The organism is Hyphomonas sp. NPDC076881 (assembly GCF_050269995.1).
In the GTDB taxonomy this organism is placed as follows: Bacteria; Pseudomonadota; Alphaproteobacteria; order Caulobacterales; family Hyphomonadaceae; genus Hyphomonas.
Genome location: NZ_JBNNJJ010000004.1, coordinates 32,212 through 44,916, shown reverse-complemented (window position 1 = coordinate 44,916; position 12,705 = coordinate 32,212). Strand labels below are relative to the sequence as shown.

9 protein-coding genes are annotated in these 12,705 nt (G+C 63.1%); 1 reads left to right on the top strand and 8 read right to left on the bottom strand.

The window, feature by feature from the left end; translation table 11 throughout:
• Position 1: 1 nt before the first annotated feature.
• Positions 2 to 874 (bottom strand): glutathione-dependent disulfide-bond oxidoreductase, encoded by an 873-nt coding sequence (yghU, locus tag ACQKI2_RS05505; RefSeq protein WP_427378700.1) that lies wholly within the window; start codon positions 872 to 874, stop codon positions 2 to 4.
• 155 nt (positions 875 to 1,029) lie between these two features.
• Here yghU and ACQKI2_RS05500 point away from each other — a divergent pair, with 155 nt between their 5' ends.
• The gene (locus ACQKI2_RS05500; protein WP_427378699.1) at positions 1,030 to 1,737 is read left to right on the top strand and encodes a class I SAM-dependent methyltransferase; all 708 of its coding nucleotides are present in this window, start codon (positions 1,030 to 1,032) and stop codon (positions 1,735 to 1,737) included.
• A 12-nt stretch (positions 1,738 to 1,749) separates the two neighbouring features.
• Here ACQKI2_RS05500 and ACQKI2_RS05495 read toward each other — a convergent pair whose 3' ends face one another.
• The 7 genes from ACQKI2_RS05495 to ACQKI2_RS05465 form a co-directional block, all read right to left on the bottom strand.
• The gene (locus tag ACQKI2_RS05495) at positions 1,750 to 3,177 is read right to left on the bottom strand and encodes a serine hydrolase domain-containing protein (RefSeq protein WP_427378698.1); all 1,428 of its coding nucleotides are present in this window, start codon (positions 3,175 to 3,177) and stop codon (positions 1,750 to 1,752) included.
• A 4-nt stretch (positions 3,178 to 3,181) separates the two neighbouring features.
• Entirely contained in the window at positions 3,182 to 4,723 is a 1,542-nt protein-coding gene (gene odhB, locus ACQKI2_RS05490) for a 2-oxoglutarate dehydrogenase complex dihydrolipoyllysine-residue succinyltransferase (protein WP_427378697.1), read from the bottom strand.
• Between the two features lie 29 nt (positions 4,724 to 4,752).
• Positions 4,753 to 7,761: a 2-oxoglutarate dehydrogenase E1 component gene (locus ACQKI2_RS05485; protein WP_427378696.1), complete on the bottom strand. Its 3,009-nt coding sequence runs from the start codon at positions 7,759 to 7,761 to the stop codon at positions 4,753 to 4,755.
• A 153-nt stretch (positions 7,762 to 7,914) separates the two neighbouring features.
• Entirely contained in the window at positions 7,915 to 8,817 is a 903-nt protein-coding gene (gene sucD / locus ACQKI2_RS05480) for a succinate--CoA ligase subunit alpha (protein ID WP_427378695.1), read from the bottom strand.
• A gap of 5 nt (positions 8,818 to 8,822) precedes the next feature.
• Positions 8,823 to 10,016: an ADP-forming succinate--CoA ligase subunit beta gene (gene sucC, locus ACQKI2_RS05475; protein ID WP_427378694.1), complete on the bottom strand. Its 1,194-nt coding sequence runs from the start codon at positions 10,014 to 10,016 to the stop codon at positions 8,823 to 8,825.
• Positions 10,017 to 10,147: 131 nt separating this feature from the next.
• Positions 10,148 to 11,398, bottom strand: coding sequence for an MFS transporter (locus ACQKI2_RS05470; RefSeq protein WP_427378693.1), 1,251 nt, complete (start codon positions 11,396 to 11,398; stop codon positions 10,148 to 10,150).
• 36 nt (positions 11,399 to 11,434) lie between these two features.
• On the bottom strand, positions 11,435 to 12,658 hold the full coding sequence (locus tag ACQKI2_RS05465) for an alkaline phosphatase D family protein (RefSeq protein WP_427378692.1): 1,224 nt from the start codon (positions 12,656 to 12,658) through the stop codon (positions 11,435 to 11,437).
• Positions 12,659 to 12,705: the final 47 nt, after the last annotated feature.

Sequence of the window (12,705 nt, the reverse complement as noted above, 5' to 3'; positions counted from 1 at the left end):
CCTAGCTGCCTGGCTGCAGCTTGTCCTGCGTCTTGGTGTCGAAATCGCTGGCGTCATGGCGTTCCCAGAGCTGGGATTCCGGCTTGCCGTAGACGCGGTTCACCATGCGGCCGCGCTGGACGGCGGGGCGTTCGGCGATCTGCTTCGTCCAGCGCTGGACGTTCTTGTAGCTTTCCACATCGAGGAACTCGCCCGCCTCATAGAGGATGCCCTGCGCGAGGGCGCCATACCAGGGCCAGATGGCCATGTCGGCAATCGTGTATTCGTCGCCCGCCATGTATTCATGATGGGCAAGATGGCGGTCCAGCACGTCCATCTGGCGCTTGGTTTCCATCGCATAGCGGTCGATCGCATACTGGATCTTGACCGGGGCGTAGGCATAGAAATGGCCAAAGCCGCCGCCGAGGAAAGGCGCCGAGCCCATCTGCCAGAACAGCCAGCTCAGCGCTTCAGCGCGCTTGGGATAGGATTTGGGCAGGAAGGCGCCGAACTTCTCGGCAAGGTACATCAGGATTGCGCCGGATTCGAAGACGCGCACACCCGCCTCTGTGGACCGGTCAAACAGCGCCGGGATCTTGGAGTTGGGGTTGATGTCGACAAAGCCGGAGGAGAACTGGTCGCCATTGCCGATATTGATCAGCCAGGCGTCATATTCGGCGCCCGAATAGCCCAGCGCCAGCAGTTCCTCGAGCATCACCGTCACCTTGACGCCATTGGGCGTGCCCAGGGAGTAAAGCTGCAGCGGATGCTTGCCGACGGGGAGCTCCTTCTCATGCGTGGGGCCGGCAATCGGGCGGTTGATGTTGGCGAACCGGCCGCCCGCATCCTTGTTCCAGGTCCAGACTTTGGGCGGGATGTAATCTGAATCGCTCATGGCAGTCCTCCGATCGGGGCTTTGTTCTGTTGTTCCAAGGTCATGTTTAAACGGCATTTTACAAGGCCGAAACCTTCAAGCGCGCGATCAACCCTTGCCGGCGCCGGCAAAAGGCAATAGGGGAGGAGCATATCTCGTAACTAACGGAGTTTCGTATGAGCCCTCCCCGCCCGTCCCTAGCGCTCTCGGGCGCGTTCAGTGAAGACCATGCCAAGGCCTATGATACCCAATTCTCCGCGCTCAGCGGAATTCAGGCCTGTATGCACCTTCTGACCGACGCCTATCTCAGCCCGTTGCCGGAAGAGGCACGCATCCTGGTGGCCGGGGCGGGCACGGGCGCCGAAGTGCGCTATCTTGCCCCCCGCCATCCCGGCTGGCGCTTCACGCTGGTGGACCCTTCCGGGCCCATGCTGGCCATCGCCCGCCGCCATGCCGAGGCCGAAGGCTTTGCAGACCGTTGCAGCTTTCACGAGGCGTATGTGTCCGAAACACCGGTGGAGGCGCATGACGGGGCCACCAGCCTGCTTGTCTCCCACTTCCTCACCGGCGCCGCCGCGCGCCAGGCCTATTTCGCAGACATTGCCGCCCGCCTGAAGCCGGGGGCCCGCTTCATCAATGTTGATCTCAGCACGGATGATAACGCGCCCAGCTTTGCAGGCGTCATGGGCCTCTGGATGGATATCTTCCGCCTTGGGGGGCAGACGGAGGAAAACCGGGCCAATTACCTGAACGCCTATGGCAAGCAGTTTGCTGCCCATGGGCCGGAACAGGTCGCCCAAATGATTGAGGCGGGAGGCTTCACGCCCCCCGCCCCGGTATTTCAGGCCGCGCTGATCCGCGGCTGGACGGCGACGCGGTTGTGATCCGCGCCCGGATCATTGCAGGCGAAGCGCGTTGTCAGGGCCACCGCCTTCTCGCCCGTCGCCGTACACTTTCAGGCCCGTGACGGTACCTGATGCGTCAACGCTGAGTTCGATCTCGTCATTCCCGCCGGTGTAGAAAAGCAGGTGATCTGTTTCTGCCGCAAACTCGTAGATGTTGCCGTTCGGATAGCGCACCAACACGTCGGGCGCGTTGACGACGAGTTCGTAGACCTTCCCTTCCCCTGTTGCGAACCGGCCTTCGGCGCGGCCAAGGACCGCTTTGGTAACCTCGATACGGGGCCGCGGCGGCGGCGGCGCAGGCGGCGGCTCGATGGCGGCATCGTTGACGAGGGCGCGGGCGATGGCCATCGGATCGTTGTAAGTGCGGGCATTCATCAGGACGACAGCTGATTTGCCGAGCGCCGGATCAAAAAGCACCGCTGACCGATAGCCAGCCTTGCCGCCGCTATGGCCGATACTACCCATTGTGTTGGTGCCCCAGCCCAGCTTCTCCCGCAGCTGCAGGTCCATCGCCTTGCGCAGCGGATGATCGGAGGGGTCGAGGTAGGCAGCTTCCAGCTTCAGGAGATCGTTGACGGTTGAGCGCAAGGAGCCGGAAGCCTGCAGTGTGCGCATCTCCATCGTCCGCACACGGACGCCGTAGCGGTCATGACCCGGCGCAAGCCGGGCCGCCTGATCGGGCGTCAGGGTGATCGACGTACTGCTCATGCCGAGGGGGTGAAGCACGCGCTGCGTCAGCGCCTCCTCATAAGTAAGACCAAGACGCCCGGCGAGCAGACGACCGAGCAGCGCCACGCCGACATTCGAATAGACGTTCTTTTCGCCCGGAGCATGATCTGGCGTGTAGGCATTCAGGAACGCAAACAAGTCCTGCTCGGAATAGGCCTCGAGGGGGTCCGGCAGGGCATGCAGGTCGATATTGTCCGGCATCGACGGGAGGCCGGAGACATGGTTGGCGAGATCACGCAGAGTGATGGCCCGTCCCCTGCGAGGCATGGAAACGCCATCAGGCAGGTAGCCCCCAGCTGGATCGTCCAGACCCACTTCGCCGCGAACAACCATGTCTGCGAGCAGCAGGCTGGTAAAACCCTTCGTGACCGAACCGATCTGGAACACCGTATCGCCATCCAGAGGCCGTCCGTCCGAGCTGCCACTGGCGCCTGCCGACGCAACATTAGCGCCAGCCTCGTCAATAACCCCGGCAACAATTCCGACACCGCCGGCCTGAAGCTGCGTGCGAAGCAGATCATCCAGACCTTCGCCCCGGAGAACCTTTGCTTCAGTGGGTGCATCTGCGTCAGGCGCAGCAGGCAGGTGCCGGCACGCTGCGATTCCCGTTAACAGAACAGCACAGACAATGCCACACAGCCGAACCCTGCAATAGATACCGCTGGTCAGCTCCTGTTCTTGCCGCAGCACAGACTCAAACCTCCAGCAGCATCCGCTCGGGATCTTCCAGCGCCTCTTTCACGCGGACGAGGAAGGTGACGGCTTCCTTGCCGTCAACGATGCGGTGGTCATAGCTGAGGGCAAGATACATCATCGGCTTGATGACGATCTGGCCGTTGCGGACGATCGGGCGGTCCTCGATGCGGTGCATGCCCAGCACGCCGGACTGCGGCGGGTTGAGGATCGGGGTCGACATCAGGGAGCCGTAGATGCCGCCGTTCGAGATGGTGAAGGTGCCGCCCTGCAGGTCGCCGATGGTGAGGGCGCCGTCGCGGGCCTTCTTGCCGAGATCGGCAATGCCCTTCTCGATTCCGGCCAGCGACATCTCGTCAACACCACGCAGGACGGGCGTGACGAGGCCCTTCTCCGTGCCGACGGCGACGCTGATATCATAGTAGTTCTTGTAGATGATGTCCTGGCCATCAATCTCTGCGTTGACTGCCGGAACTTCCTTCAGCGCGTTGGCCACGGCCTTCACGAAGAAGCTCATGAAGCCGAGCTTGATGCCATGGCGGGCGACGAAGGCGTCCTGGTGTCTCTTGCGCAGGTCCATGATGGCCGACATGTCGACATCGTTAAAGGTCGTCAGCATCGCGGCCGTATCCTGAGCTTCCTTCAGGCGGCGGGCGATGGTCTGACGCAGGCGCGTCATCCGTACACGTTCTTCACGGGGGCCGGTTTCGCGCGGTGGTTTTGCAGCGGTGTCAGGCATGGTCGAGGAGCTTGCTTTCGGTTGATTGACGTAAGCCAGGGCATCAGCCTTGGTGGCGCGGCCATCACGGCCCGTGCCGGGAATGTCGGACGGGCTGACGCCGGCCTCAGTGGAAATGCGGCGCACGGACGGCGCCACCGGACGGTCACCCGTAGCGGCGGGCTGGGCAGCGGCCTTCGGCGCTTCGGTTTTGGCCGGAGCTTCAGCCGCCTTGGCCGGGGCCGCGCCGGACGCGCCGATCCGGGCAATGACGGAACCGGGGGTGACCGAGTCGCCTTCCTTCACCAGCCATTCAAGGATCACGCCGTCAGCCGGGGCGGGAACTTCCAGCGCCACCTTGTCGGTTTCGATCTCGGCGATGGTTTCGTCCTTCTTGACGCTGTCGCCGACCTTCTTGGCGAAGTTGGCGATCGTGCCTTCGGCAACGCTTTCGCCCATCACGGGGACTTTGACATCCGTAGACGCGCCCCCCGAAGCGGCGGCGGCCGGCTTGGTTTCCGCCTTCGGCTCAGCCTTGGCTTCGGCCTTTGCCGGCTCCTTGGCCGGGGCGGGCTTGGACGCGGCGGCGCCGCCCGCATTCAGGCGGCCGAGCACGGCGCCGATATTCACGGTATCGCCCTCTTTGGCGACGATTTCGGAGAGAACGCCGTCTTCGGAAGCGGAAACCTCAACCGACACCTTGTCGGTTTCAAGTTCGACGAGGACTTCGTCCTTCTTCACCGCGTCACCGGCCGCTTTCAGCCATTGGCCGACGGTGGCTTCGGTAACGCTTTCGCCGAGTGTGGGAACAACGATGTCTGTCATGTGTCGTGTCCGTCTCTTTTTATGGATTATCAGGGAGAAACGATCCGGTCATCGACCGGGTCGGGTGAGAGGGCTGTCTTGATCAGGTTGGCCTGTTCGGCCTGGTGCTTGGACAGGAGGCCCGTTGCGGTCGCCGCCGAAGGCGGACGGCCGGCATATTTCGGGCGCGGCTGTTTGTAGCCCGCCTGGGCGGCGCACCATTCGATCTCGTCACGGATGAAGGTCCAGCCACCCATATTGCGCGGCTCTTCCTGACACCAGACAAGCTCTGCCTGCGGGAAGCGCTTCAGCTCAGTGATCAGCGACTTGCGCGGCACCGGATAAAACTGTTCCACGCGCAGCAGGTAGACGTCGTCCTGGCCGGTCGCTTCGCGGGCCTCGAACAGGTCGTAATAGACCTTGCCCGAACACAGCACGACGCGGCGCACCTTGTTGTCCTTCGCCAGTTTCACCTTGCCTTCGCGGCCGGGCGTCTCAGCGTCATCCCAGAGGATGCGGTGGAAGGTCGATTTGGTGTTCATGTCGTCCAGCATCGAGGTGGCCAGCTTGTGGCGCAGCAGCGATTTGGGCGTCATGATGACCAGCGGCTTGCGGAACTCGCGGTGGATCTGGCGGCGCAGGGCGTGGAAATAGTTCGCCGGGGTCGTCAGGTTGCACACCTGCATGTTGTCTTCCGCGCACATCTGCAGGAAGCGCTCGAGGCGAGCCGAGGAATGCTCCGGACCCTGACCTTCATAACCATGCGGCAGAAGCATCACGAGGCCCGACATGCGAAGCCATTTGCGCTCTGCCGAGGAAATGAACTGGTCATAATAGACCTGCGCGCCGTTGGCGAAGTCGCCGAACTGGGCTTCCCAGCAGACCAGCGAATTCGGATCGGTCAGCGAATAGCCATATTCATAGCCCAGCACCGCCTCTTCGGAGAGCAGCGAGTCGATCACCTCATACGGCGCCTGGCCGTCACGGATCTGGTTGAGCAGCGTGACGCGGTCGCCGGTCGTCTGGTCGACGATATGGCTGTGGCGCTGCACGAAGGTGCCGCGGCCGCAATCCTGGCCGGAGAGACGCACCGGGAAGCCTTCGTCGAGCAGGCTGGCGAAGGCCAGATGCTCGGCGCCGCCCCAGTCAATGTCCTTGCCGGTCTCATAGCTTTCGCGGCGGCGGGCGATAACGCGCTCCACCGTCTTGTGAACGTCAACGCTTTCCGGAATGCGGGTGATGGCGTCACCCAGTTCCTTCAGGCGCGTCTTGGACACGCCGGTCTTGCCGCGGCGGTCATCATCCAGCGGCAGGCCGAAACCCGACCACTGACCTTCCAGCCAGTCTGCCTTGTTGGTTTTCAGCGTCTTGCCGGCGTCGAAGGCGCGGTCGAGGAAGTCCTCGAATTCCTTCACCTGCGCATCGACGTCAGCCGCTGTCAGCAGGCCCTCGGCGACGAGGCGCTGGGCATAGATTTCGCGCGTGGACGGACGATCCTTGATGACGCGGTACATGACCGGCTGGGTCATCGTCGGGTCGTCACCCTCATTGTGGCCGAAGCGGCGGTAGCAGAACATGTCGATGACGACATCCTTTGCAAACTTCTGCCGGTATTCGGTGGCCACCTTGGCAGCGTAGACCACGGCCTCCGGATCATCGCCGTTCACATGGAAGATCGGCGCCTGCACCATCAGCGCCACATCCGAGGGATAGGGCGAGGAGCGCGAATACATCGGGCTCGTGGTGAAGCCGATCTGGTTGTTGACGATGAAGTGGATGGTGCCGCCGGTGCGGTAACCCTGCAGGCCCGACAGCGCGAAGCATTCGGCCACAACGCCCTGCCCTGCGAAGGCAGCGTCCCCGTGCAGCAGCAGGGGCAGCTTGTGCGAGCGGTCGAGCTTGCCGGTCTGGCGCGATTCCATGAACTGTTTGGCGCGGGTGCGGCCGAGCACAACCGGGTTGACCGCCTCAAGGTGGGAGGGGTTCGGGTTCATGGTGAGGTGGACGACATTGCCGTCGAACTCACGGTCAGACGAAGCGCCGAGGTGGTATTTCACGTCGCCCGAGCCGAATTCGCCAGCGCCCTGCGTCGAGCCGCCCTGGAATTCGTGGAAGATCTTCTCATAGCCCTTGCCCATGACGGCCGCGAGCATGTTGAGGCGGCCCCGGTGGGGCATGCCGACGACGATCTCGTTCACGCCGAGCGCGCCGCCGCGCTTGATGATCTGCTCCAGCGCCGGAACGGCCGCTTCGCCGCCATCGAGACCGAAACGCTTCGTACCCGGATAGCGCTTGTGCAGGAAGCGCTCGAAGCTTTCCGCCTCGATCAGCTTGCGGAGGATCGCCAGCTTGCCCTCGCGGGTGAAGGCAACGCCCTTGTCGGGGCCTTCGATCCGCTCCTGCAGCCAGGCTTTCTCTTCGGGATCGGAGATGTGCATGAACTCGATGCCGAGCGTCGAGCAATAGGTGCGGCGGAGGATGTCCAGCATCTGCGCCGGGGTGGCGTGTTCGAGGCCGAGATAGCCGTCGATATAGATGCTGCGGTTCATATCCTCCGGGCCAAAGCCGTAGCTGGCCGGGTCAAGCTCAGGCTGGTCGCCGAAGCCGGAGAGGCCGAGCGGGTCGAGCTGAGCGGCGAGGTGTCCGCGAATCCGGTAGGCGCGGATCATCATCAGCGCGTGGATCGAATCGGTCACCGCACGGGTGACTTCCTCGGCGCCCATCGCGGGGCTGGCGGACTTGATCTTCTTTTCGAGCTTGGGCTCGATCAGCGCCCAGTTGCCGTCAAAGGCGGCAATCTGCTCGCTGGCGGCCGGACGCGGCCAGTCCTTGCGTTTCCAGCTGGCGCCCTTCGCGTTCTGGGTGGCGCTTGCAGCTTCATCGCCGAGTTCAGCGAAAAAGGCGCGCCAGCTCTCAGGCACGGAATTGGGGTCTTTGGCGTAAGCCGCCTGCATCTGTTCCAGCCAGTGGGCAGAGCCCCCATACAGGAACGCAGTATCCAGCATTGCCGCATTGCCCGTGCTGCGGGGACCATTCACCGGGCTACCATCGTCGGCCATCTAATGTCCATCCTTCCAGAGTTGCCGCCCCCGGCGACTGATATAGGGACGGACCTTACCCCCTGCCCCTACGTGAAGCAGGTTATGCTGCAACGCCCGCCCCAGGAATACGCCGGAGCGGGCGTCACGAATCTATAACACTATAGGGTCTTTCTAACCCTTTAGCACCTCGACAAGTGTGGTGCCGAGACGGGCCGGGCTGGGGCTGACGCGGATACCCGCAGCTTCCATGGCCGCAATCTTCGACTCCGCATCACCTTTGCCGCCGGACACGATGGCGCCGGCATGGCCCATCGTGCGGCCCGGAGGCGCCGTGCGGCCCGCGATGAAGCCGGCCATCGGCTTCTTGCGGCCCTTCTTGGCCTCGTCGATCAGGAACTGAGCGGCTTCTTCTTCGGCAGAGCCGCCGATTTCGCCGATCATGATGATGGATTGGGTTTCATCGTCTGCCAGGAACATTTCCAGGATGTCGATGAACTCGGTGCCCTTCACCGGGTCGCCGCCGATGCCGACAGCCGTGGTCTGGCCAAGGCCGACATTGGTGGTCTGGAACACGGCTTCATAGGTCAGCGTGCCCGAGCGCGAGACGATGCCGACGGAGCCCTTCTTGAAGATGGAGCCCGGCATGATGCCGATCTTGCACTCATTGGCCGTGATGAGGCCAGGGCAGTTCGGCCCGATGAGGCGCGACTTGGACTTCGCCAGCTTCGCCTTGACGCGGACCATGTCCATCACCGGAACGCCCTCGGTGATGCAGACGATCAGCGGGATCTCTGCGTCGATGGCTTCCTCGATGGCAGCGGCTGCGCCGGCGGGGGGAACATAGACCACAGACGCGGTGGCGCCGGTCTTTTCCTTGCCTTCGGCGACGGAGGCGAAGATCGGGAGTTCCTGGCCGTTATCGGCCTTCCACATCTCGCCACCCTTCTTGGGGTGAATGCCGCCCACCATCTGGGTGCCGTAATAGGCCAGCGCCTGATTGGTGTGGAACGAGCCGGTGTTGCCGGTCATGCCCTGCGTCAGGACTTTCGTGTTCTTGTCGATCAGAATGGACATGGAACTTAACCCCGCACCGCTTTGACAATTTTCTGGGCTGCATCATCGAGATCGTCGGCCGGGATCACGTTCAGGCCGCTCTCGCGGATGATCTTCTTGCCGAGATCGACATTCGTGCCTTCGAGGCGAACCACCAGCGGAACCGCCAGGTTGGTTTCCTTCACGGCTGCGATCACGCCTTCGGCGATGACATCGCATTTCATGATGCCGCCGAAGATGTTCACGAGGATGCCCTTCACGTTGGGGTCCTTCATGATGATCTTGAAGGCGGCTGCCACCTTCTCCTTGCCGGCGCCGCCGCCAACGTCACAGAAGTTGGCCGGCTCTTCGCCATAGAGCTTGATGATGTCCATGGTTGCCATGGCGAGGCCTGCGCCGTTGACCATGCAGCCGATGGTGCCGTCGAGGGCGACATAGGCGAGATCCCATTCCGCCGCTTCGAGCTCTTTGGAGTCCTGCTCAGTCTCATCCTTGAGGGCCGCGATGTCCGGGTGGCGGAACAGCGAGTTGCCGTCGAACGACACTTTCGCGTCGAGAACGCGCAGATGGCCGTTCTTCATGACGATGAGGGGGTTCACTTCCAGCATCGCCATGTCTTTCTCGACAAAGGCTTTGTAGAGGATCGGGAACAGTTTGAGGCCGTCTTCAGCGGCCGAACCGGTCAGCTTCAGGGCTTCGTTGATCTTGGCCGAATCAGCTGCCGTCACGCCGGTCAGCGGATCGATGCCGAGGGTCAGGATTTTCTCGGGCGTTGCGTGGGCAACTTCCTCGATGTCCATGCCGCCTTCGGTGGAGACAACGAACGAAACTTTCGAGGTCGAGCGGTCAACCAGGATCGAGAGGTAGAGTTCTTTCTCGATGTCGGCGCCGTCTTCGATGTAGAGGCGGTTGACCTGCTTGCCGGCAGCAGAGGTCTGGGCGGTGACGAGGTGTTTGCCGAGCATCGCTTCGGCATGTTTTTTCACGTCTTCCTTGTTGAAGGCGAGGCGAACGCCGCCTTTTTCACCGGCTTCCGGCTCGATGAATTTGCCCTTGCCGCGGCCACCTGCGTGGATCTGGCTTTTCACAACCCAGAGCGGGCCGGGGAGCGTGTCGATTGCCTTCTGCACATCGGCGAGCGAAAGCACAGGCACGCCTTCTGCCACAGGCGCCCCGAAGGATTTGAGCAGCGCCTTGGCCTGATATTCATGGATGTTCATGGAGTGGTTTCCCTGTCCGGCCTCACGGCCCGCCAGCATTCCGCCGGTTACCGTTTCCGTTCCTCTTTGACAGGGCGGCTATATACACGCCTGAAATGATGCTGCAACAGGCTGAGTACCAAGTCGCGTACTTAGCTTTGCTCCCCTTCCGTGGGGTCACGGGGCACGATTTCGACACTCGCCAGCGGGCTAGGCAGGATGGGCCCGCGCTCGCCTGCCGGGGGAGACTCGGCCGGAGCGCGCTGGCGCACCCGCACGATCATGTAGACTGCCAGCAGGCCCAGCATCACGCCAGCAAAACCAAAAAGGCCAACCGCCCCCGCCAGCCGCATCACGACGCCGGAAATCAGCGGCCCCGCAATCGACCCGGCAGCCCAGACAAATAACAGCCCCGACATCACCTGCGGCACTTGCCCCGGGGGAGTGCGGTCAATCGCATGGGAGACGCAGATGCCGTAAAAGCAGAGCGCCCCTGCCCCCCAGATGCCGATCAGCACGAGCACGCCGGTTTCGCCGATCACGGCGCCGAATACGGCGATCAGGATGGCCGCTGCCCCGGCGATGCCGGTCAGCCCTGCGACGACCAGCCGCCGGTCGATGATGTCGGAAAGGCGCCCGGCCGGCCATTGCACGATCAGGCCGCCGATCCAGGCAATGGCGATGGCGATGGCCGCCGCTGCCGTGCCGCCGCCAGCGAGGTCGAATTTTTCGAAATAGACCGGCAGCAGTGCCAGCGTGCCGGTATTGACGAGCCCGGCGCCGACCACCCCGACAACTGCGGCGGGCGCAATGGCGAATAGCTGGCCGAGCGGCATGGCTTTCCTGTCTGGCGGCGGGGGCTCTTTCAGCCTGGTCAGGCAGGTGGGCACCAGGGCGAGGGCCAGGAAGAGGCCCGCCCAGATATAAGACCGGCTATCAAGGGGAGAGAGCCCGGCCAGGAAGAACGGCCCGACGATCAGCGAGAGCTTGGCGGCGGTGTGATAAACGCCCATCACATTTCCGCGAGACCGGGCCGGCACCGCCTCTCCCAGCCAGCTTTCGATACTGGTGAACATATAGGCGAAGGCGATGCCCTGCAGCACGCGGATCAGCGCCCAGAAGGGGGCCTCCTGAATCAGGGCCAGGGAAAGGATGCCCGCCGCGCTGACCCCTGCCCCAGCCGCGAAGAGGCGGATATTGCCGACCAGCGCGAGGGCCCGTGGCGAGGTCCATGCGCCCAGCATGAAGCCGGCTGCGTTCATCGCGGCGACAAAGCCGATCAAGGAAGCGTCCACCCCCAGCCGCTCCAGCCCGAGCGGCGTCAGGATGCCGGTCAGCCCGCCCGCCAGCTGCAGGATCATCACCGACAGGATCAGCGCAAGAACAGAGCGTGTGTCGGTCATGGCCTCGTCTCGGCGGGCCGGGCAACGGCGCGCGTCTTACTCTCCGGCTGCTCTCCGGAACGGCGCAACCACTTCATTCACGGTGTCGCCGGTGTCGCTCTTGATGGCAAGACGGACCGTACCGCTTTCCCAGTCAATTTCGATGGCACCGAAATTATTGGGGGCATAGCCTGGCCCGATCTGTGCCCGGTCCACCTCGCCGGAGGTATCCCACATCGAGACATTCATCGAAGACGCCGTGATCTCATAGGCCGGATAGGGCAGCGCCGCCTCATCCTTGTAAAGGAAGGCCGTGTGCCGGTCGCCGGAGACGAACACCACGCCTTCCGCCTCCGTTTCGGCGACAAGGCGGTATAGCCGCTCCTGCTCCGCGGGCAGGCGGGACCAGGCTTCAAAGCCGTGACCATCGGTCGTCATCACCTGAATGGAGGAGACAATGAGGCGCAGGTCAGCCTCTTCCTGAAGCTGGTTTTCCAGCCAGGTCCACTGGTCGTTGCCCAGCATATCCTGCCCTTCTGAAGTGGACGGAACGTACCGCTCCTTGCCCTTCTTGCCCCATTCATCGGTTGGCTCCAGCGGCGAGCGGAAGAAACGGGTGTCCAGCATGATGATCTGGACGCGCTGGCCCTGCGGGCCAAAGCTGCGGGCATAATAGGTGCCGGGCCAAGCGCCGACATCCTCATTCTCCAGGCCCCAGAAGCGCTCATGAATACGCTCGGCCAAGCGGCGGAACGGGAACTCGCGGCCCGCATCATTGGCGCCATAGTCATGATCGTCCCAGGCCACCATCATCGGATGCTTCGCCCGCAGGGCCTGAAATTCAGGGCGCGCGGCCAGATCGCTGAAACTTTCGCGCAGCTCATCCAGGGTCGCCTGATTGTTGACATAGGCGCGCCCGTTCATGTCGCCATAGACATTGTCGCCGATCATCAGGAAGAGATCGGCTTCCTGCGCGGCGACCGTCGACATCGCCGTTCCGTCCGGCGTCTCCTCATTGAAGCAGGAACCGACGAGGAGGCGTGTCAGCACATCCTCGTCGCCAGGCAGGGACAGACCTCTCGGCGCGCGGGGGAAGAAGTCTTCCGGCAGCGTGCGGTAATAGAGTTCCAGGGCCGCTTCGGCGCTGGCCGGAGACAGAAGCTCATCGGGCAGCAAGGCAACCTGGCTCGCCGGTATGCCGGTGGCAGGTGCCGGCGTTTGACACGACGCCAGCGCCAGAATGGCGGCCGGGATGACCGCAAGCGTCCGAAACTGTCCCATATTCTCCTCCTGAAATCCCTCGGAGGAACTGTAACGGCGCTTCGTGA